General features: G+C 69.7%; 21 protein-coding genes. 2 read left to right on the top strand and 19 right to left on the bottom strand.

The genetic code is table 11. The features are described from left to right. Positions 1-139: 139 nt before the first annotated feature. From GPZ80_RS24785 to GPZ80_RS24760, 6 genes are all read right to left on the bottom strand, one after another. On the bottom strand, positions 140-925 hold the full coding sequence (locus GPZ80_RS24785; RefSeq protein WP_187223487.1) for an ESX secretion-associated protein EspG: 786 nt from the start codon (positions 923-925) through the stop codon (positions 140-142). Next, entirely contained in the window at positions 925-1,287 is a 363-nt protein-coding gene (locus tag GPZ80_RS24780) for a hypothetical protein (protein WP_091383424.1), read from the bottom strand. Before GPZ80_RS24780 ends, GPZ80_RS24785 begins: the two co-directional genes overlap by 1 nt. Before the next feature lie 32 nt (positions 1,288-1,319). Next, on the bottom strand, positions 1,320-2,534 hold the full coding sequence (locus GPZ80_RS24775; RefSeq protein WP_187223486.1) for a WXG100 family type VII secretion target: 1,215 nt from the start codon (positions 2,532-2,534) through the stop codon (positions 1,320-1,322). A 75-nt stretch (positions 2,535-2,609) separates the two neighbouring features. Further along, positions 2,610-3,425, bottom strand: a complete 816-nt coding sequence (locus GPZ80_RS24770; RefSeq protein ID WP_187223485.1) for an ESX secretion-associated protein EspG — start codon at positions 3,423-3,425, stop codon at positions 2,610-2,612. Then, positions 3,422-3,982: a hypothetical protein gene (locus GPZ80_RS24765; RefSeq protein ID WP_187223484.1), complete on the bottom strand. Its 561-nt coding sequence runs from the start codon at positions 3,980-3,982 to the stop codon at positions 3,422-3,424. Before GPZ80_RS24765 ends, GPZ80_RS24770 begins: the two co-directional genes overlap by 4 nt. 451 nt (positions 3,983-4,433) lie before the next feature. After that, positions 4,434-5,549: a WXG100 family type VII secretion target gene (locus GPZ80_RS24760; RefSeq protein WP_187223483.1), complete on the bottom strand. Its 1,116-nt coding sequence runs from the start codon at positions 5,547-5,549 to the stop codon at positions 4,434-4,436. A 184-nt stretch (positions 5,550-5,733) separates the two neighbouring features. Here GPZ80_RS24760 and GPZ80_RS24755 point away from each other — a divergent pair, with 184 nt between their 5' ends. After that, positions 5,734-6,402, top strand: a complete 669-nt coding sequence (locus GPZ80_RS24755; protein ID WP_187223482.1) for a metallophosphoesterase family protein — start codon at positions 5,734-5,736, stop codon at positions 6,400-6,402. Continuing rightward, a complete protein-coding gene (locus GPZ80_RS24750) occupies positions 6,392-7,231 on the top strand; it encodes a ParB N-terminal domain-containing protein (RefSeq protein ID WP_187223481.1) in 840 nt (279 codons plus the stop codon). Before GPZ80_RS24755 ends, GPZ80_RS24750 begins: the two co-directional genes overlap by 11 nt. Positions 7,232-8,062: 831 nt before the next feature. Here the strand turns inward: GPZ80_RS24750 and GPZ80_RS24745 are convergent. The 13 genes from GPZ80_RS24745 to GPZ80_RS24690 all read right to left on the bottom strand — a co-directional run bounded on the left by GPZ80_RS24745 (position 8,063) and on the right by GPZ80_RS24690 (position 19,691). Next, positions 8,063-8,428 carry a peptidase inhibitor family I36 protein gene (locus tag GPZ80_RS24745; protein ID WP_187223480.1) on the bottom strand — a complete coding sequence of 122 codons (366 nt, stop codon included), beginning with the start codon at positions 8,426-8,428 and terminating at the stop codon, positions 8,063-8,065. 99 nt (positions 8,429-8,527) lie between these two features. Beyond that, on the bottom strand, positions 8,528-9,697 hold the full coding sequence (locus GPZ80_RS24740) for an ABC transporter ATP-binding protein (RefSeq protein ID WP_187223479.1): 1,170 nt from the start codon (positions 9,695-9,697) through the stop codon (positions 8,528-8,530). 3 nt (positions 9,698-9,700) lie between these two features. Continuing rightward, positions 9,701-10,546, bottom strand: a complete 846-nt coding sequence (locus GPZ80_RS24735; protein ID WP_187223478.1) for a carbohydrate ABC transporter permease — start codon at positions 10,544-10,546, stop codon at positions 9,701-9,703. Further along, the gene (locus tag GPZ80_RS24730; protein ID WP_312880555.1) at positions 10,546-11,481 is read right to left on the bottom strand and encodes a carbohydrate ABC transporter permease; all 936 of its coding nucleotides are present in this window, start codon (positions 11,479-11,481) and stop codon (positions 10,546-10,548) included. The genes GPZ80_RS24735 and GPZ80_RS24730 overlap by 1 nt, the downstream gene beginning before the upstream one ends. After that, positions 11,478-12,719 carry an ABC transporter substrate-binding protein gene (locus GPZ80_RS24725; RefSeq protein ID WP_187223477.1) on the bottom strand — a complete coding sequence of 414 codons (1,242 nt, stop codon included), beginning with the start codon at positions 12,717-12,719 and terminating at the stop codon, positions 11,478-11,480. The genes GPZ80_RS24730 and GPZ80_RS24725 overlap by 4 nt, the downstream gene beginning before the upstream one ends. A gap of 136 nt (positions 12,720-12,855) precedes the next feature. Continuing rightward, the gene (locus GPZ80_RS24720; protein ID WP_187223476.1) at positions 12,856-13,383 is read right to left on the bottom strand and encodes a YflT domain-containing protein; all 528 of its coding nucleotides are present in this window, start codon (positions 13,381-13,383) and stop codon (positions 12,856-12,858) included. Positions 13,384-13,482: 99 nt separating this feature from the next. Next, positions 13,483-14,679: an acyl-CoA dehydrogenase family protein gene (locus GPZ80_RS24715; RefSeq protein ID WP_091378291.1), complete on the bottom strand. Its 1,197-nt coding sequence runs from the start codon at positions 14,677-14,679 to the stop codon at positions 13,483-13,485. Between the two features lie 91 nt (positions 14,680-14,770). Further along, positions 14,771-14,959: a hypothetical protein gene (locus GPZ80_RS24710; protein WP_091378294.1), complete on the bottom strand. Its 189-nt coding sequence runs from the start codon at positions 14,957-14,959 to the stop codon at positions 14,771-14,773. Positions 14,960-15,068: 109 nt separating this feature from the next. Next, complete coding sequence (locus GPZ80_RS24705; protein WP_187223475.1) at positions 15,069-15,860, bottom strand: slipin family protein; 792 nt, start codon at positions 15,858-15,860, stop codon at positions 15,069-15,071. A gap of 185 nt (positions 15,861-16,045) precedes the next feature. Then, entirely contained in the window at positions 16,046-16,168 is a 123-nt protein-coding gene (locus GPZ80_RS33490) for a hypothetical protein (protein WP_281401458.1), read from the bottom strand. A gap of 227 nt (positions 16,169-16,395) precedes the next feature. Further along, on the bottom strand, positions 16,396-17,238 hold the full coding sequence (locus GPZ80_RS24700) for a hypothetical protein (RefSeq protein ID WP_187223474.1): 843 nt from the start codon (positions 17,236-17,238) through the stop codon (positions 16,396-16,398). Between the two features lie 508 nt (positions 17,239-17,746). Beyond that, a complete protein-coding gene (locus GPZ80_RS24695; protein WP_187223473.1) occupies positions 17,747-18,622 on the bottom strand; it encodes an HpcH/HpaI aldolase/citrate lyase family protein in 876 nt (291 codons plus the stop codon). Next, positions 18,615-19,691, bottom strand: a complete 1,077-nt coding sequence (locus tag GPZ80_RS24690) for an HpcH/HpaI aldolase/citrate lyase family protein (protein WP_187223472.1) — start codon at positions 19,689-19,691, stop codon at positions 18,615-18,617. The genes GPZ80_RS24695 and GPZ80_RS24690 overlap by 8 nt, the downstream gene beginning before the upstream one ends. Positions 19,692-19,763 lie beyond the last annotated feature (72 nt).

Genomic DNA, 19,763 nt, shown 5'->3' with positions numbered 1-19,763 from the left:
CGACACCCAGGTCCCCCACCCGCTTCCCCGATGGGAGGTTCCGCCATGACCCGGCTGTTCACCAACCTCAAGTTCTGGCTTCTGGCCACGATCATCACCTGGATCGCGGTCGTGACGGCGCTCATCGCGGAGATGCCGCCTACGCCCTGACCGACCCCGCCATGGTCCGCAGCGTCGCCCGGAAGTCGTCTGTTCCCAAGGGGTTCACGCTCATCCAGTCCGCGTCGCCCGCCAGCCGATAGCGTCCGCGCGGGGTGTCGATCCACCGGATCTCCTCCCCGACGCGGCGCCACTGGTCTTCGCTGTCGTCGCGCCTGGCGACGCCGGTCTGGCCGCTGCCGAGCACGGGCTGCAGGTGCGACACCATCCGGCGGGCGACCCGGTCATCGATCCCGTTGGCTGCGAGGATGTGCTCGATCTCGTTCTGCGCCAAGGGTTTCGGCGCTTCGGCGAGGATCGCCTCGAACGCGGACTCAAGCCCGCGGCGGGGCAGGCTGAACGGCGCGGTCAGTGGGGCGTCGACCCGCGGGACCATGCGTTCCAGCGTGCCGATGGCGTCGTCGAGAGTGGCCGCGCGCAGGCGGATCATGCCGTGGGGATCGGCGCTGTCCTGCACGACGAGCAGGGCTTCGTCGCAGGCGGTGAGGACGGCCGCGGCGAGCTTGCGGTCGTCGCTCAGCACGATCAGGTCGACCACGCCCGTGCAGGCGCGCAGGAGGTAGACGAACTCCTCGGCGACGTCGAGCGGACCGCGTTCGTCGGCCAGTCCGCGGTCGCGGAGTTGTCGCGCCGCACCGGAGAACAGCACGCCGCGCTCGATGTCACTCTGCCCGGAAGCGGGGACCTCGATCGGGAACGGCGCCTCGACTTCGGCGAACACGCACAACAGGTCGACCTCGACCGGGTGCAGGGCGACCTCGGCCATCAGGTGTTCGGGAACCGCTTGGCGGCGTGCTCGTCGCTTTCCTGGTAACCGGCGGCGGTCCGCTCCGCGCTCGCGACGAACTCCTCCATTCGCTGCAGGGCGGTCTCCAACTGCCCGCGCAGCCCTGATTCGGAGCCGAGCCGGTCGCTGAACTTCTCCGCCAGCTCCTGGCCGACGGGGCTGGTGCCCAGCATTGGCTGGAACGCGGGAGAACTCAGGTCGGCGACCTCGGCGATGATCGCGTCGAGGTCGGCGCGCACGTCCTCGACCGCGGCGGCGAACTCGCGGACCTGCGCGGGGTCGACCTGCCAGCCGTTGGCGCCGTCGAAGTTCCCGATCGGGCCTGGCTCATCGACGTACATGGGGTTCCTCTCCACAGTTCCGCTGTGTGACGCTAGAGCCCGATCACCGGTGGCGCGGACTTCAGGTCGGTGATGGCGAACGGGTCCTCCTCGATCGGGACCCGCCTGCGGTGCTCGCTGTCTTCTTCCTCGCGCCCGCTCGCGGCCCCCGCGCCGCCCATGCCGCGGGCCGCGTCACCGAATCCGTTGACCCGGCCGAAGCGTCCCGCGCCCGCCCGGGCGCCCCGGCCGTTGGCGCCGCCGCGGACACCGGCGCCCGGTCCGGCACCGAGCCCGCCGCGTCCGGTGCCGAGCCCGCCCGCGCCGAAGCCGAACGCGCCCGCCCCAAGACCGTTGAGGCCGCCCGCGCCCAGGCCCGCGTTGCCGCCGCCGTAGCCGGTGAGGCCCTGCCAGCGCACCTCCCAGCCGGAACCGAACGGGGGCGCGAAGGACGGGGTGGTGCCACCCGTGGGCGGGTTGGCGCCGTTCCAGCCTGGGTGCGACGGGCCGCCCGGCACGGTGACCCCGGGGCCGGGTGTGCCGACACCCGGCGGCGGGGTCGTGCCGGGGCCGGTGCCCGGGTCGACACCGGACGCCGAGCCGCCGAAACGCGGGGTGGAGCCGTCGATGCCGAGGACCGCGGCCTCGAACCGCTGCATCGTCTGCACGGCCTTGCGCTTGAGCTTCTTCTTGTTGCTGCCGAAGCCGAACGCGCTGGCGAGACCGCCCAGCGCCGCGCCGAAGGCCGCGCCGATCGGACCGCCCACGGCGAAACCGACGGCCGCACCGCCCCCGGCTGTCGCGTACCAGGCGCTGCGCGGCCTGCCCGGCATCGTGTCCTGGGCGGAGCGCAGCGCGCCACCGGCGTCCTGGATCGGGTCGGCCATGCTCTTGGCCGTCGCCGCCATCTCCGAGACCCAGGCCGCGTTGGTGATCACCGTGCGGTTGGCCGCTTCCGAAGCCGTCCCCGACCAGAAGTCCATGAGGCGGCTCAGCGAGCGGGACAGGTCCTTCGCGGCGCGGCCGATTCGGTCGCCGTGCCGGGCCCACTCCTCGGCGAGCATGTCGAGCTGGCTGGGGTTGGCGTGGTCGCCGACCATGCGCTGCAACGTTTCGAGGCTGTAGCCGTTCCAGTGGACGCCGCCGGTGACGTAGGTGTCGTCGGTCTCGCGGCGACGTCTGCGGTCCTGCTCGGCGGCGGCGCGCGCGGCGGCGGCCTGCTCGGCGTTCTCCTTGACCCGGCGGACCAGCTGTTCGACATCGATCATGCGTCAGCCTCCCGAACCATCGTTTCCGACCATGACGGTAGCTGGTCCGCCCGTCGTTTTCGGCGAGTTCCGCATTTACTGCCAGAGCTCCTGGGCGAGGGCGCGCAACTCGGTGCGGAGGTCGTCGCGGGGTAGGGGGTTGACGCTCATCCAGTCGGCCTGCCCGCCGCCCGCGATGCGGAAGCGGCCGCGGGCGGTGTCCAACCAGCGCAGTTCCTCGCCAGATCGGGTCCAGGCCTCGGCGTACCCGCGTTTGACGGCGATGCCCGCCTGGCCGTTGCCGAGCACCGGCTGCAGGTGGGTGGCCATCCGGCGCACGGTGGCGTCGTCGAGACCGTGGCGGCGCAGGATGCGGTCGACCTCGTCGGGCGAGAGCCTGCGCGGGTCGCCGCCGCGGCCGGTCGCGGCAAGGATCTCCCGGTGGGCTTGGTCGACCGCCCGCCTTGGCAGGCTGAACGGCGCCGCCATGGCCGGGGGCTGGTCGGGGACCATGCGCATCAGGTGCTCGACGGCGTCATGGGTGGACAGGGCCAGCAGCTGCACGGCGGAGTCGCCGCTGTCCTGCCGCGCGACCAAAGCCTGCTCGCGCCTGGTCAAGACCAGCACCCGCCGCACACCGCCGCGGCGGGCGACAATCAGGTCCAGCGACCCTGCGCCGTCGCGCAGCAGACCGACGAACGCCGCGGCGAGCCCCTGCGGCCCACGGTGGTCGGCCAGACCACGGGCCGACAACTCGGCGCGGGCGGCGCGGAAGATGTCCTGGCGCTCGTCGGCGGTCGCGCCGTGGGACGGGATCGCCAGGGGGAACGGGGGCGAGACCTCGGCGAAGGTGCAGAGGAGATCGACCTCGGCGGGCTGCAGCCAAATGCCCTGGCGGGTGGGCGCGGTCATCCGCCGCTCACCCGGTTGATCGACTGCTGGGCGTCGGCCTCGGTCTCGCGGTAGGTGTCGCGGACCTTCTCGGCGCTCTCGATGAACTGGTCCATCCGACGCATCGCCTCGGCCAGCAGGCCGCGCAGGCCCGCTTCGCCGTTGAGGCGGTCGTCGAACTTCTTGGCCAGCTGCTGCCCGACCGGACTCGTCCCGAGCTTGGGCGTGTACTCATCGCCCTGCATGCGCTCGACCCGAGCCTGCACGGCGGCGAGGCCGAACCGGGCGGAGGTGACGGCCATGGCGAAGCCGGTGAGCTTGTCGGTGTCGACATCCCAGTAGCCGGGCGACTGCTCGGTCGGGGTGGGCTGGGTGCCGCCGTGGGTTGGGGTGCCGGGTGGCGGCGTTGCTCCGTGGGGTGGGGTCGTCGCGCCGTCGGTCGGGGTTGCGGGTGGTGGCGGCCCGGTGGGGGCGGGCGTCGGGGTACCAGGCGGCGGCGCGGGCTTGCCGAGGTCGGGTAATGGCGCTGGGAGGGCGCCGGGCTCCCCCGGCGCGGGACCCGGTTGGCCCGGGCTCACCGGCGGCACCTGGATTGGTGCGGACCCGCCGGGCAACGGAACCGGCTGCGTGGCGCTGGGCGGCGGGGCAGATCCGCCAGGAACCGGCACGGGCTCACCCGGCCGCGGAACGGGCTGCGTCGCATCGACCGGCTGCCCGGGCGCGGTCGGCGGTGCGGGAACCGGCTCGGGAGCAGGTAGCGGTGCGGGGGCGGAGACAGGCGGCGCCGGTGCGGGGGCAGGCAGGGGTGCGGGGGCGGGCGCCGGCATTGGCGGTGGCTGCGGGGTGGGCATGGGCGGTGGCGGGATGTCCGCCGCGTCGGGGGTAAGCATCTCTGGGCCTGCCAGTCGCTCCTCGATCAGCGACCGCCGTTCGAGTTCTTCTCTCATGTCTTCCCCCTATCCCCGCGCGCCTGTGGCGAGTCCATGACCGGCATCTCGTCTCTAGTCGTCTCCCTGGTCATCTCCGCGCCTACAGGCCGATCACCGGCGGCGATGCCTTCTGGTCCAACGCGAACGGGTCCTCGGCGTCGAACGGGTAGCGCCTGCGGTGTTCACCCTGGTCACCGCCTTGGCCCGCGCCCATTGCCCCCATCGGCATTCCGCCTGCCATCGCCCCGTGGGCGGCCGCCGGGGCGGCGTGCAGCGCGGGACCCGCGGTGACGGGTTTGACCGGGTTCTGGAATGACTCGGTGATGCCGGTCCGCTGACCAGACTGCGGTCCGCGGGCGATGGGGCCTGCGGCGGCGCCGCCCGCTCCCGCCCCCACCGCGGCCGCGGCTCCCCCGCCATAGCCGCCTGCGCCACCGGAACCGCTCCCGGCGGACGCCCCGGTGCTGCTGTCGAGGGATTGTGCTGTGGTGGCGGGGTTGCCTCCGGTGAGTTCCAGCCAGCGAAGTTCGACGTCCGTCACGTAGGAGACCGGCACGGTCGGACCCCAGGTGGGCGGCTGCGGGAGGTTCGGGGCGTCCGGGCGGGGACGCAGTTCGGTCTCGCGTTCCTCGAACCGCGGTGTCGCGGCGTCGATGCCGAGGGCGGCGCCCTCGAAGCGGCGCATCGCTTCCACCGCCACGGCTTTGAGCTGCGCTTGTTGCTGCTGGGCGGCGAAGGCACTGTCGGCGCCCGCGGCGGTGGCGTTGATCGCGGCGGCCATCGGGCCACCCGCGAGGCCGCCGCGTTCGGCCGCGTCCACCGCGAGGGCCGGGTCCACCGGCGGGGCGGGCGGGATCTCCGGCATGGCGTCCTGCGCGGCTTTCAGCGCGCCCGCCGCCTCCTGGATCGGGTCGCCGATCTGGTGGGCGGTCTCCCCCAGGTCACCCACCCATTGCGCGTTGAGCGCGACGTCGGCGCGGGCCTGTTCGGCGGCCGCGCCGGACCAGTACTGCATCAGCTCCTCGAGGGCGGTCGCCAAGACGGCCGCCGCGTCGGTGACTTCGGTGCCCGCGGCGCGCCAGTCGTCGGCGAGGCGTTCCAACTGGGGAGCGCTCGCGTTCTCGGCGACCATGGCGACGAGGTCTTCGAGTGAGTAGGCCTCCCAGTTCACGCCACCGGTGACGTACCGGTCCCCCTCCTGCTGCCCACTGCCCATCCCACGAACTCCCCTCGGTGGCAGGCCTGGCCACCGCACCCGTGACTGAACGACCGCCCGCTGGACGATCGCATCCGATGATCACGCTAGCTGTTCCGACGCGGCCCGGGAAAGAACCGTTCCCCCGAGGTGCTTCTCGTTTCGCGGCGGCACATCGATACCTGATCGGACGTACGCTCGGACGATGCCGAAGGTGCTCGCGGTGGCGGACGAGGTCGTGGAACACCTGTGGACCACCCGGGTGCGCGGCCACGACGTCGACCTGGTGCTGGCCGCGGGCGACCTGCCGTTCGACTACCTCGAGTTCCTTTCCGACGCGCTCGACCGACCATGCGTGTTCGTACCAGGCAACCACGACATCGACCTCGGTGGCTACGGCTCGTCGCGGGGACTGTGGACCAGCGGCGGCCTTCCCGTGGAATGGCCTGGTCCCGCGGGTGCGATCAACGTCGACGGCCAGGTCGCCGACGTCGCCGGGCTGCGGATCGCGGGCCTGGGCGGGTCGATCCGCTACAGCGCCGGGCCGAACCAGTGGACCGAGCGGCAGATGGCACGCCGCGCCCGCGCCCTGCGCCGCCGCGCCGCCTGGCGCCGGCTGCGCGACGGCCGCGGTGTCGACGTGCTGCTGACCCACTCGCCGCCGAGGCACCTCGGCGACCGCGAGGACCGGCCGCACCGCGGCTTCGAATGCCTGCACACCACGGTGCGCGCGCTGCGGCCCACCGTCCTGCTGCACGGCCACATCCACCCGCACGGCGAGCCCGTCCCCGACCGCACGCTCGGCGAGACCCGGGTGATCAACGCCGTCGGCTACCGCATCCTCGACATCCCGGAGCCGGACCATGGCGCGTGACACCGGGTTCACCCGCGCCGACGCGGAAAACGACTTCCTGCGCATGCGCAGACGCCAAGTCCTCTCCCGGCTCGCGGCCTGGCTGCGCCGCGAACCTGACGACGTCAACATCATGCTGCCGTTCGACGAGGTCGTCGCCGCGCTGGGCCGCAAAGGCGAGAAGCGCCTGGGGCTGCAGGTGATTCCGCTCGACTCGATCATCGGCAGTGTCGACCGCACCCGCGACTTCGACCGCAGGTTCCGGCCGACGTCCGGCCGGGCCCGCGACCGCTGGGAACGCCTGGCGAGGGCGCAGCGAAGGGGCGAGTCGATCCCACCGATCGAGGTCTACCGCATAGGCGATCTCCATTTCGTCGTGGACGGGCACCACCGGGTGTCGGTGGCGCACGCGCTCAACCTGCGCACGATCGACGCCTACGTCACCGAGATCGTCACCCGCGTTCAGGCGGACGGCATCCGGTACCGCGGCGACCTGATCGTCAAGGACTACCGCCGGATCTTCCTTGACCGAGTCCCCCTGCGCGGCGAGGCCCGCACCGCCATCAACCTCGTCGCGCCGTGGGACTACGCGCAGCTCTCGGAAGCCGTGGAGGCGTGGGGCTTCCGGCTCATGCAGGACGAACACACCTTCCTCGACCGCGCCACCGTGGCCGCCCGGTGGTACACCGAGGAGTTCGTCCCCGTGGTCGCCCTCCTCCGGCAGGCCGGGATGATCAGCACGCAGACCGAGGCGGAGGCGTACCTGTGGGTCATCGCCGAGCGCTACCGCCTGATCCGCACCCACCGCTGGGACGACGAAGTGATCACCGCCCTCCGCGACCGCCGCTGACCCACCAGCCGCCGCAAACGCCGCCGCCGATTGCCACATCAGCCAACGGGACAGATTCGGGAGAGTGACGGCCCCAGTGGTCAAGCTCTCCCCAGCACGTTCGACCAGCCCGACATGCCGCACCGCGTTGGATGCGCGGTGCGGCCGAACGGGAGCGTCCTGGGCAGGCGGTCGCCCGTCCGACGCTCGGGCACGAGCAACCGCCGAACCGGCAAGCCGTTGACTGGCGGCCGAGCACCCGACCGCGTTCGGACACCCCCGCACGGCCAACGCTTGGGCATAGGCAACCGCGGCCCCACAAGCAGTTGGGCCAACGACCGAGCACACCCGACCGTGCCGGGGCGGCGCCCGGAACGGCGGACCCTTGCCCACCAGCGCGCCGACAACCAGCAGATCACCGTCGCCCAGCGACACACCGGGCACCAAACAACCACAGCCACCTACAACCCGTCTCCCGACGACCGAGCAAGCCCCGCTCTGCTCCCTGACCAGCGGCCTGACCGGGCTCGCCGACCTTGCAGCCTCGCGGGCTCGGACGGCCGCCCGCGACCGCGAAACCCCTGCCCACCCGCACAGACGAACCGGATCGCCGTCGCCCAGCCGGCGCTCGGGCATGAGCAACCGTGGGCGTCCGTAACGCCGTTGACAGGCGGCCGAGCAGGTCCGGCCGGGTTGGGGCGGCGTATGCCGCTGGTCGCGGTTGCCGGGGTGGCGGGTGACAGGAGGTCGAAGCTCCAAGGAGTGGCATCCCTACCCGACGAACGGCGCGGGCGGGCGAGCCACGAGTGGTGTCGTTCGTGGCCCGGGCGGTCGTGCCAACGCCGAGGGCGGTCAACTGAACCAGATCTGCACCGCCCGGACGACAAACGGCGCGTCCGGCACGTACGTGCCTCTACCCGGGTATGTGTCGAACTCGCCCTCGGTGGCGCAGTCCGCGTCCTGGTACACGGTGACGGGCCTGCTCAGGCGGTTCGCGAAGGAGCGGCCCTCGACACCGTCCGGCACCGGGACGCATTCCTCCAGGGTGGTGTTCGACAAGGTCATCACGGCCCGTGGGCCGGCGAAGGTCGGTTCGGCCCACAGACACAGCTCACCACTGTCGCAGGGCATCGGATCGGCTGTGGCAAGGGTGCTCAGACCGAGCACAGTGGACAGAGTGAACAGCGCGGCCAGTGCCGCGCGCAAGAGCGTGCGCATGTGTGTTTCCCCTGGTCCCCGGGACGCTTCACGCTGAAACGTCCGACCTGGTTCACGTTCCTCCCATGGCGGGACCGGCGCAAACGGCTGTCCACAGGGTCAGCCGGAGTAGGTCAGGTTCCTTCCGTCCGCCGGGTCGAACAGCTGGACCTTGTCCGCGTCGAACCACACATCCAACGGCGTGCCCTGTTTGGCCGCCGATGCCGCGGACAGCCGGGTGACGATCTGGGCGCCGCTGTCGGTCAGGTCCGCCGAGCCCGCGTCGGCGGCGAGTTCCTCGAGTTCCGCCGAGGTCGCGGTCTCGCCTTCGACGGTGAAGTAGGCGAACTTGTCCGAGCCCATCGACTCCAGCACGTCGACCGTCGCCTCGAACGTGGTGGACTGGCCGTCCACCAGGGCCGCGTCCTCGAAGTGCTCCGGGCGCAGGCCCATGATCACCTCGCGGGGCGCGTTGGCTCCCTCCACCAGCAGGCGGATCCGGTCGGTGAGTGGGAAGGCGCCCAACGGGGTGGAGAGTCCGCCGTTCTCCAGGGTCGCGGGCAGGAAGTTCATCGACGGCGACCCGATGAATCCGGCGACGAACAGGTTGGCGGGCTGCTCGTAGAGAAACTGCGGTGAGCCGATCTGCTGCACATGTCCGCCGCGCATCACCACGACCCGGTCGCCGAGAGTCATCGCCTCGGTCTGGTCGTGGGTGACGTACACCGTCGTCGTGCCGAGCCGCTTCTGCAGTTTGGACACCGAGGTCCGCATCTGCACCCGCAGCTTGGCGTCCAGATTGGACAGTGGCTCGTCCATGAGGAACGCCTTGGGGTCGCGCACGATCGCACGCCCCATGGCCACTCGCTGCCGCTGGCCGCCGGAAAGGTTCGCGGGCTTGCGGTCGAGGTGCTGGGTCAGGTCGAGGATGCGCGCGGCCTCGTCGACCTTCTGGTTCACGGTCTGGTTGTCGACTTTGGCCAGCCGCAGCGGGAAGGCCATGTTCTCGCGGACACTCATGTGCGGATACAGCGCGTACGACTGGAACACCATGGCGATGTCACGGTCCTTCGGCGCTCGCTCGTTGACCCGTTGGCCGTCGATGCGCAGCTCGCCGTCGGTGATGTCCTCCAGGCCCGCGATCATGTTCAGGGTAGTGGACTTCCCGCAGCCGGACGGGCCGACCAGGATGAGGAACTCGCCGTCCGCGATCTCGATGTCCACATCGGACACCGCGAGCGCGCCGTCGGGGTAACGCTTGGTCACCTTGTCCAGGACGATCTCAGCCATGGGTCAGCCCTTCACCGCACCGGAGGTCAGCCCCGCGACGATGCGGCGCTGGAAGAACAACACGAACAGGATGATCGGGACGGTGATGACGACGGCCGCCGCCGACACGGTCCCGGTCGGGTCCTCGAACTGGGAGGACCCGGTGAAGAACGACAGCGCCGCGGGCACCGTGCGCGACGCCTCGGTGGAGGTCAGCGAGATGGCGAACAGGAAGTCGTTCCAGCAGAAGATGAACACCAGGATCGCCGTGGTGAACACACCGGGCGCGGCCAGTGGGGCGATCACCCGGCGGAACGCCTGCGCCGGCGTCGCGCCGTCCATCTTTGCGGCCTTCTCAAGTTCCCAGGGAATCTCGCGGAAGAACGCCGACAGCGTGTAGATCGCCAGCGGCAGAGCGAAGGTGATGTAGGGCAGGATCAGCCCCGGCCAGGTGTCGAACAGTCCGAGACCGCGCTCCATCTCGAACAGCGGCGACACCAACGACACCTGCGGGAACATCGCGATCAGCAGCGAAACACCCACTAGCGCACGCTTCCCCGGAAATTCGAGGCGCGCGATCGCGTACGCGGCCATCGTGCCCAGCACCACGGCGATGACAGTGGCGATCAGCGCGATGCCGATCGAGTTCACCAACGCCCGGATGAACTCCGTGGTGTTGAAGATGTCGACGTAGTTCTGCCAGGTCCACGACCGCGGGACGAAGTTGCCGTCGGTCAGCGTTTCCTTGGTCTTGAACGACAGCGACACGATCCACAGCACCGGCACCAGGGCGTAGACCACGACCAGGATGTCGATCAGCGCCCAACGCGCCTTGGCTCCGGCGGGCGCGGCGGTTCCGATGGCGGCCATCAGCGCTTCCTCTCATCGGCGCCACCGGGTGCGGCGGTGCCGAACACCTTGATGAACAGGAAGGCGATCAGCGCCACCGCCAGGAAGATCAGCACCGACATGGTGGAGCCGATGCCGAGATTCAGCCCTTTGATCAGGTTGTTGTACGTCTGCATGGACACCGAACCGGTCTGCTGCGCGCCGTTGGTGAGCACGAAGATGTTGTCGAACACGCGAAAGGCGTCCAGCGTGCGAAACAGCAGCGCGACGAGAATCGCGGGCTTCATCACCGGGACCGTCACCTTGACGAACCGCTGCCACGCCGACGCGCCGTCCATCGACGCGGCCTTCAGCAAGTCGTCGGGCACCAGCGCCAGGCCCGCCATGAGCAGCAAAGCCATGAACGGCACCGTTTTCCACACCTCGGCCAGGATGATGATGCCCAGCGCCGGAACGCGCTCGGTGAGCAGCGCGGCGCCCGGGGCGAAGAGATCGGCGAGGTAGCCCGTGTCCTGGGTCCAGGCGTAGCGCCAGGAGAACGCGGCGACGACGGTGACGATGCCGTACGGGATCAGTGCGACCGTTCGCACCAGCCCGCGCATCACCAGGGTGCGGTGCATGACGATCGCCAAAGCCATGCCCAGCACCAGTTCGATGGCCACCGAGATGACGGTGATCAGCGTGGTCACCCCGAAAGCCATCCACCAGTAGGAATTCGTCAGCACGGTCACGTAGTTGTCGATCCCGATGAACTGCCGCTGGTCGGGAAAGCGCAAGTCGTAGCGCTGCAGGGACAGCCAGACGGAGTACACGATCGGATACCCCGTGACCGCGAGCATCACCAGCGCGGCGGGCGCGCAGAGCATCCACCCGAGCTTGCGTTCGGCCTTCTTCCCCTCGCTGAGCCCTTTGCGTTCCGCGCGGCGCGCGACCGGCCGGTCGAGTGTGCGGGTCACGGCAGCACTCCCTTCGAGTCCAAGGCGTCCTGCAGCTCCTTGCGCAGCCGGTCCGCGGTGGCGGGCGGATCGATTGACGACGGCGGCGACAGGATCGTGGAGATCAGCGTCGAGACGGTCTGGTACGCGGGAGTGAGCGGACGGACCGCGGCGCGCTTGAGTTCGGCGCGGATCGCGTCACGCATCGGGTACGGTCCGGCCAGGTCCGGGTCGTCGTAGACCGACTCGATGGTGGGCGGCACCCCGGAGTTGATCGCGGAGTACTTCTGGCTTTCCGCGTCACGCAAGCACTTCGCCGCTTCGAACGCCTCCGCTTTGTGCCGCGAGTACTCGCTGACCGCCAGGTTGAAGCCGCCGATGGTGACTGTGCCCGCCTTTCCCTGGTCGACCGAGGGATACGGCGCCCACTTCATCTTCGACGCCAGCTCGGGATTCGCCTTGGCCATCGCCGCGTACACGAATGGCCAGTTCAGCTGGAAGGCCGCCTCGCCACCCTGGAACGCCAACCGGATGTCGTCTTCCTTCGCGTTGGACAGCGACGGACTCGACACCGGCGAAGTCGCCAGGTCTCGCAACGCCTGCAGCGCCCGGACAGCACCGTCGTCGACCACCGCTCGGGTGCTGTCGTCGGACAGGATCTTGCCGCCCGCGGACGCGACGAGCGTGGCGAACTGCACGACCAGACCCTCGTACTGCGCACCGGTCATGAGCACCGTGCTCGGCTTCCCGGCCGCTTTCAGAGCCCGGGCCTGGTCGAGCATCTCCGCCCACGTCGAGGGCGGCTGCGTGACGAGGTCGCCGCGATACCAGAGCAACTGGACATTGGTGTTCTTCGGCGCGGCGTAGAGCTTTCCCGTCCACCGCGCGGTGTCCAGCGGACCTTCGAGTGTGCCGTCCTCGACCGCGCTCTTGTCCGCGCCGGTCCATTCGGCGATCCAGCCCGCCTCGGCGAACTCGGCGACCCACGTGACGTCGAGCCCCAGCACGTCCATGTCGCTGTCGCCCGCGGCGAGCCTGCGGACCATCTGCTCGCGTTGGCCGTCGGCCTCACGCGGCAAGGTGTTCAGCGCGATCCGGTACCGACCGCCCGCCGCCTCCGTGCACTTGGCGACAACCTGGTCGAAGTTCTCCTCGGTCGAGTAGTACACGTTGACCGTGGTCCCGGATTCCTCGGAACCACAGGCGGACGCGAGCGCCACGGCACAGACCGCGGCGGTGATTCGACGGGCAGCACGCACTGCCGGCCTCCCTCCCGACGGACACGTCGGGAAGGCCCCCTGCGATTCAGCACCCCGACGTGCCACCGGCCCGCCCAGCCACCGCGCACCGGATCATCCGAACGTAAGCCCGGTGATCACGGTCCGCAATTCGGCGCTAGCTGAGCGCTCCCCCAGGCCCCATCGCCAGCTTCGCCAGGAGGTCGCGCCCCTTCTCGGCGTTGCGCGGCTGGGCGAGCACGTCGTAGCGGCCCGCGACGAGTTGGGTGGCGGAGGCGATCTCACGGCCGCGGCCGCGGGTGCTGGCGTAGCCGACGGCGGCGAAGATCAGGCCGAAGACCACACCGGCGGACAGGCCGACGAGGATCGGGGCGAAAGACGCCTGCTGCTGGCTGAACAGGCCCAGGAGCAGCCCGACGAACAGGCCGAACCAAGCGCCGGACAGCGCGCCCGTGCCGAGGACCTTCGGCCAGCTCAGCCGCCCGATCACCCGCTCCACCAGCATCAGGTCGACGCCGACGATGGTCACTTCCTCGACGGGGAAGTCATTGCCCGCCAGATGCTCCACCGCGCGGTGGGCCTCCTGGTAGGTGCCGTACGAGCCGATGGGCCACCCGCTCGGCGGAGTGGGCACTTTGGGCAGGCCCTGGTTGGAACGTCCAGAGCCCGAAAACGCACCGGTCATCCCCCCATCCTGCCAATGTTCGCCGCCGTGAGCGAACCCGGGACGCGGAAAGGCCCACTCCCCCATGTGAGGGAGTGGGCCGTCCGGAACGCGAGGCTTCTACCCGCGGGACTTGTAGTCGCGCAGGAGGCCGCGGGAGATGATCGTCTTCTGGATCTCGCTGGTGCCCTCGCCGATGAGCAGGAACGGCGCCTCACGCATGAGGCGCTCGATCTCGTACTCCTTGGAGTAGCCGTAGCCGCCGTGGATGCGGAACGACTCCTGGGTTACCTCGGAGCAGTACTCCGAGGCGATGAGCTTGGCCATGCCCGCCTCGACGTCGTTGCGCTCGCCGGAGTCCTTCAGCCGGGCGGCGTTGACCATCATCAGGTGGGCGGCCTCGACCTTGGTGGCCATCTCGGCCAGCTTGAAGGCGATGGCCTGGTGCTCGACGATGGCCTTGCCGAAGGTATGGCGCTGCTGGGCGTACTCGACGGCCAGCTCGAACGCGCGGATCGCGATGCCGCAGGCGCGGGCGGCGACGTTCACCCGGCCGACCTCGACGCCGTCCATCATGTACGAGAAGCCCTTGCCGGGCGCCTCGCCGAGGACCTTGTCCGCGCCGATCCGGTAGCCGTCGAACACGGCCTCGGTGGTGTCGACGCCCTTGTAGCCCATCTTGTCGATCTTGCCCGGGATGGTCAGGCCGGGGGCGACCTCGCCGAAGCCCTCGGGCTTCTCGATGAGGAACGTGGTGAGGTTCTGGTGCGGCTTGTCCGCGCCCTCGTCGGTCTTCGCGAGCAGCGCGATGAGGTTCGAGGAGCCACCGTTGGTCAGCCACATCTTGGCGCCGTCGATGACGTAGTCGTCGCCGTCACGCTTCGCGCGGGTCTTGATCGCGGCGACGTCGGAGCCGAGGTCGGGCTCGGACATGGAGAACGCGCCGCGGACCTCGCCGGTGGCCATGCGGGGCAGGAAGTGCTGCTTCTGCGCCTCGGTGCCGTGCTGCTTGATCATGTGCGCGACGATGAAGTGGGTGTTGATGACACCCGAGACGCTCATCCAGCCACGCGCGATCTGCTCCACGACCAGCGCGTAGGTGAGCAGCGACTCGCCGAGGCCGCCGTACTCCTCCGGGATGGTGAGCCCGAACAGGCCCATCTCCTTCATCCCGGCGACGATGTCCGCGGGGTACTCGTCCGCGTGTTCCAACGCCTGCGCGTGGGGGATGATCTCCTTGTCCACGAAGTCCTTGACCGTGGAGAGGATCTCGCGCTGGATGTCGGTCAATCCAGCGGTCTGGGCGAGGCGGGCCATGCGAGCTCCCTTGACGAAGACGGCTTGAAGAGTTACCCGGGAGTATCCACCGGTTAACGGCCGTTCGCGGTACGGAAGTGCGCAGGACCACTCAGCCCGCGCGAAGCACCAGTTCGTCGCCGCAGCCGCGGCATTCCTCGGCGAGGATGTAAACGTCAGCCCCACAGCCGTCGCAAGAACGGAAGCTGCGGTCGAAGAGGTCGTCGGCCTGACGGCGTCGTCCGCCGAACAGGCTCAGAAGACTTCGGCCCTCCGATGAGGTGTCGCGGTGTCTACCCATGGGCCTAGCGTTGGTCGACTCCTGGGGCCGAAGCAAGCCAATCCCGTTATCTGTGCGTTATGTCACGGCAACCTCCTACGCCCTGTCACGTCCTTGACCTGCTGCGTAATCATTCCGTAGTCATCGTTGAACGATCACGGCTTGGCAAACTCGACGCGTTCTCGAGGAACCGGAGCAGCTCGACGGGGAACGGCAGGACGAGGGTCGAGTTCTTCTCGGCGGCCACCTCGACCACCGTCTCCAGCAGCCGCAGCTGCAGCGCGGCGGGCGTGTCGGCCATCGTCCGCGCGGCTTCGGCGAGCTTGTAGGAGGCCTGGAGCTCGCCGTCGGCGGAGATGACCCGCGCCCGGCGTTCGCGTTCGGCCTCGGCCTGGCGTGACATGGACCGCTTCATCGATTCGGGCAGGGCGACGTCTTTGATCTCCACCCGATCGATGTGGATGCCCCACTCGAGCGCGGGGCTGTCGATCATCATCTCGAGCCCCTGGTTGAGCCGCTCGCGGTTGGACAACAGGTCGTCGAGGTCGCTCTTGCCGATGATCGACCGCAACGACGTCTGCGCGACCTGGCCGACGGCGGAGCGGTAGTCCTCCACGTTGACCACGGCGAGAACCGGGTCCATGACCTTGAAGTAGACGACGGCGTCGACCCGGACCGTGACGTTGTCGCGGGTGATGCCGTCCTGGGCGGGCACCGGCATGGTGACCACCTGCATGTTGACCTTGTGCAGCCGGTCCGAGACCGGCATGAGGAACGTCAGACCGGGATTGCGCAGGTCAGGCCGTACGCGGCCGAAGCGGAAGACGAGTCCGCGCTCGTACTGTTTGACCACGCGGGCGCTGGCCGCGGCGACCAGCGCGGCCACGGACGCGATCGTGATGAGGATGTAGAGGAGAACCATCGTGGGGCCTCCATTCAGCACCTCGATGTTACGCCGAGCGAGTGAAGCGGGCCCTGATCACACCCGGTGAACACTGAGCGCGGCTAACATACTCGCCGTGCCGGAGTGAAACGCCGCGCACGGAGAGAATCGGCCCGATGCCGGGGTCCATCCGACACCGGGCCGATCCTCAGCAGGCGCCGCGGTCAGCGCTGTTGCGTGCCGAAGACCGCGTCACCGATCATCACGAGAGCCCTTGTCGTCACGGCAAGGGCTTCGTGCTGCGTGAGCACCGCCCAGCCGTGCAGCAGCCGCAGCGGTGTTCGCACCGCTCGCCACCATCGACCCGGGTCCCGCCATCCCCGCCGCGCCGGCTTGGTGCCGTCCTCGGCAGGGGTGTCCCGATCCCCTTTCGTCATGGTTCTCCGTCCTCGTACTGAAACCGACTCGATGCCGGCGCGCCAGAGATCGAGTCACGGGACGAAAGGCCACGCGTGGATGGTCGGGACGACGGCGCGGAAGCCTTGGTTCACAAGGACTTCGACGCCGAGTCAGGTCACCCCGGGGGCGCGGGCAACGCGACCGGCCGGATACGGACGGTCGGCACGTCGGTCAGCAGGCGGGCAGTCTGCCTGCGCAGGACGTGCACTTCGTTGCGCAGCACGGTCTCCGAGCACCGCAGGATGTTGAGTTCACCGGTCAGCGCGCGCACCCGGTGGCCCAGGTTCGACAGCTCGGCGGCCTTGTGCCGCAACGACTCCATCGCCGTGCGCAGCCTGCGGTCGCGGTCGAGCAGTTCGGCCTTGAGCGCGACCACCTCCGCGGCCAGGTCGGCCGGGTCGGAGGCCCCGCGCGGGATCGGGAGGTCGAGGACGTCGGAGCCGTTGGTGGTCAGCTCGATGAGCTCTGCGCGGATCTGGGTCGCGTAGACGCGCGGGGAGTCGACCCAGATCGGGTAGGCGATCGGCCCGGCGTAGCCCGCGGGTCTCTCCACGCCCGCGGCGCGGCAGTGCAGCCCCGCGGCGAAGGCGAGTATTCGGGCCCGGTTGCGGTCGGACACGCCTGCGGCGAACAGGTCCACGATCTCCGGCCAGCGCGGGGCCCGCCGGGCGCCGCGGCCGAGGAAACTGGCGCAGCCCTTCTGCAGGTCGGCCACCTCCTTTCCGAAGGCCCAGTGACCTTCCCGGCCGCCGTAGGCGAGGACCAGGCGGTCGTAGGTGTCGGTCAGCCTGTCGTACCGGTCTACCAGCGTGACCAGCAGAAACAGAATCAGCTTGCGGTCGTGCAGGGTGAGCTTGCGGTTCGTGAAGTCGTCGGTGGTCGGCAGCTTGGCCAGCGCGGCCTGCCCGCGGCGGCCCGCGGCCCGCGACCCGCAGACGGAGACGTCGTCATCGTCCAACACAGAATCCTTCTCGGGCGTCGGCGGCGGAGCCGCCGAATACTTTCCGAATTACTCACCGCGGCCGACCGGAATCCGGTCGCGGTGAGAAATGGGGAGTAATACTCACGATCCACTCGTGTCCGAATGCGACTACATTCCGTAGCCACCTCGAAGGGAGCGGGTGTTACACCTTAACGGGCGAACGAGCCGCCACAAACGCACTCTCCGTGCGGTACCTGAGAAGCATTCGAGATCAGCACTCCGCCGGTCGGTCACAGGCGACACTGTAACCCCAAAGATCGGCTACAGCGCGCTCCACGCGCCGCCGACTTTCTACGAATCAGCGATCACGCTGAGTCGCGAAAAAAGGCACGGAAGATTGGCAACCAAATGGCGTCGAACACGGTCTAGGGCACAACCACAGTTCCGCCCGCCGGCGGAATCGCGAAACGGAACCGGCAATGACGTGCGCAAATGAAAAGCCGCCCACCCCGGGCGGGGTGGGCGGCGCTGCCTGGATCGGAACTCAGCCCAGGCCGTCGATGGCGGCGGCGACCGCCAGGATGCGACGGGCGTTGTCGACGTGCAGGTTCTCGATCATCCGACCGTCGACGGTGACGACGCCACGGCCTGCCGCCGCGGCCTCCTCGAAGGCCTCGATGATCTTGCGGGACTGGGCGATCGCGGCTTCCGACGGCGCGAAGATCTCGTTGCACGGGCCGATCTGGCCCGGGTGGATCAGCGTCTTGCCGTCGAACCCGAACTGCCTGCCCTGGACGCACTCCTCGGCGAAGCCGTCGAGGTCCTTCACGTCGTTGTAGACGCCGTCGAGGATGACCTTGCCCGTGGCACGGGCGGCGAGCAGCGCCAGCGACAGGCCGCCGAGCAGCGGCGCCCGGCCGGGCACGTGCTCGGCGTGCAGTTCCTTCGCCAAGTCGTTGGTGCCCATGACGAACACGGTCAGCCGGTCGCTGGCCGCGGCGATCTCGTGGGCGCGCAGCATGGCGATCGGCGTCTCGACCATGGCCCAGATCGCCGTGTGGTCGGGCGCGCCCGCGGCTTCCAGTGCGCGCTCGATCGCGTGCACCTCGGTGGCGCTGTTGACCTTCGGCACCACGACGGCGTCGGGGCCCGCCTTGGCCACCGCGCGCAGGTCGTCGGCGTGCCACTGGGTGCCCAGGCCGTTGACCCGGATCGTCAGCTCTCGCTTGCCGTAGCCGCCGTTGGCGACCGCCTCGCACACCCGCTCGCGGCCCTCGGCCTTGGCGTCGGGGGCGACGGAGTCCTCGAGGTCGAGAATCAGCGCGTCGGCGGGGAGGGTCTTGGCCTTCTCCAGCGCGCGCTCGTTGGCGCCCGGCATGTAGAGCACCGAGCGGCGGGGACGGAGCAGCGGGTCAGTCATGTGCGAGAGCTTCCTTCGTGGCGGCGTCGTAGGCGGCGGCGAGGTCTGAGTCGCGCGCGGCGAGGGCGTCGGCGAGTTCGGCGACCACGCGGCACTGCTTGACCGTGGCGTCGTCCTGCATCTTGCCGTCGATCATGACCGCGCCCGTGCCGTCGCCCATCGCGGCGATGACGCGGCGGGCCCAGGCGACGTCCTCCGGCGCCGGGGAGAAGACCTTCTTGGCGATGGCGATCTGCTTGGGGTGCAGGCTCCACGCGCCGACGCAGCCGAGCAGGAAGGCGTTGCGGAACTGGTCCTCGCACGCCACCACGTCGGCGATGTCGCCGAAGGGGCCGTAGTACGGCAGGATCCCGGCGCCCGCGCAGGCGTCGACCATGCGCGCGACGGTGTAGTGCCACAGGTCCTGCTGGTAGGTGACGCGGCCCTCGGTGAAGTTGTCGCCGACCGGGTCGGTGCGCACCAGGTAGCCGGGGTGGCCGCCGCCGACGCGGGTGGTCTTCATCCGGCGGCTGGCGGCGAGGTCGGCCGGGCCCAGCGAGATGCCCTGCATACGCGGGCTCGCGGTGGCGATCTCCTCGACGTTGGCCACGCCGCTGGCGGTCTCCAGGATGGCATGCACCAGCAGCGGCTTGTCCAGGCCCGCGCGGGCTTCGAGCTGGGCGAGCAGACGGTCGACGTAGTGGATGTCGGCGGCGCCCTCGACCTTCGGGACCATGATCACGTCGAGTTTGTCGCCGATCTCGGTGACCAGGGTGATCAGGTCGTCGAGAACCCACGGCGAGTCGAGGCTGTTGACCCGGGTCCAAAGCTGGCTGTCGCCGAAGTCGGTGGCCCGGGCGATCTTCACCAAACCCTCGCGCGCGGCTTCCTTGCGGTCGGCGCGCACGGCGTCTTCCAGGTTGCCCAGCACGACATCGGCCTGCGCCGCCATGTCGGGAACCTTCGCGGCCATCTTCTCGTTGCTCGGGTCGAAGAAGTGGATCATCCGCGAGGGCCGGAACGGGATCTCCCGCACCGGCTCGGGCGCACCAACCGCGAGCGGGCGGAAGAAGTCCTTCGGTGAACGCATCGAGCCTCCGTTCGGTACGAGGTTAACCGTCCGGTAACCACTGAAGAGTTGTAGTCGACCACGACCCGGAGC

The organism is Actinokineospora xionganensis, from assembly GCF_014323725.1.
Classification (GTDB): domain Bacteria; phylum Actinomycetota; class Actinomycetes; order Mycobacteriales; family Pseudonocardiaceae; genus Actinokineospora; species Actinokineospora xionganensis.
Note: the sequence above shows the minus strand (reverse complement) of the source record. Positions and strands in the feature narration are given on the sequence as shown.

Coding starts and splice junctions, on each gene's coding strand:
- GPZ80_RS24785 (WP_187223487.1), bottom strand. CDS start 925: ATGGCCGAGGTCGCCCTGCACCCGGTCGAGGTCGACCTGTTGTGCGTG.
- GPZ80_RS24780 (WP_091383424.1), bottom strand. CDS start 1,287: ATGTACGTCGATGAGCCAGGCCCGATCGGGAACTTCGACGGCGCCAAC.
- GPZ80_RS24775 (WP_187223486.1), bottom strand. CDS start 2,534: ATGATCGATGTCGAACAGCTGGTCCGCCGGGTCAAGGAGAACGCCGAG.
- GPZ80_RS24770 (WP_187223485.1), bottom strand. CDS start 3,425: ATGACCGCGCCCACCCGCCAGGGCATTTGGCTGCAGCCCGCCGAGGTC.
- GPZ80_RS24760 (WP_187223483.1), bottom strand. CDS start 5,549: ATGGGCAGTGGGCAGCAGGAGGGGGACCGGTACGTCACCGGTGGCGTG.
- GPZ80_RS24755 (WP_187223482.1), top strand. CDS start 5,734: ATGCCGAAGGTGCTCGCGGTGGCGGACGAGGTCGTGGAACACCTGTGG.
- GPZ80_RS24750 (WP_187223481.1), top strand. CDS start 6,392: ATGGCGCGTGACACCGGGTTCACCCGCGCCGACGCGGAAAACGACTTC.
- GPZ80_RS24745 (WP_187223480.1), bottom strand. CDS start 8,428: ATGCGCACGCTCTTGCGCGCGGCACTGGCCGCGCTGTTCACTCTGTCC.
- GPZ80_RS24740 (WP_187223479.1), bottom strand. CDS start 9,697: ATGGCTGAGATCGTCCTGGACAAGGTGACCAAGCGTTACCCCGACGGC.
- GPZ80_RS24735 (WP_187223478.1), bottom strand. CDS start 10,546: ATGGCCGCCATCGGAACCGCCGCGCCCGCCGGAGCCAAGGCGCGTTGG.
- GPZ80_RS24720 (WP_187223476.1), bottom strand. CDS start 13,383: ATGACCGGTGCGTTTTCGGGCTCTGGACGTTCCAACCAGGGCCTGCCC.
- GPZ80_RS24715 (WP_091378291.1), bottom strand. CDS start 14,679: ATGGCCCGCCTCGCCCAGACCGCTGGATTGACCGACATCCAGCGCGAG.
- GPZ80_RS24710 (WP_091378294.1), bottom strand. CDS start 14,959: ATGGGTAGACACCGCGACACCTCATCGGAGGGCCGAAGTCTTCTGAGC.
- GPZ80_RS24705 (WP_187223475.1), bottom strand. CDS start 15,860: ATGGTTCTCCTCTACATCCTCATCACGATCGCGTCCGTGGCCGCGCTG.
- GPZ80_RS24695 (WP_187223473.1), bottom strand. CDS start 18,622: ATGACTGACCCGCTGCTCCGTCCCCGCCGCTCGGTGCTCTACATGCCG.
- GPZ80_RS24690 (WP_187223472.1), bottom strand. CDS start 19,691: ATGCGTTCACCGAAGGACTTCTTCCGCCCGCTCGCGGTTGGTGCGCCC.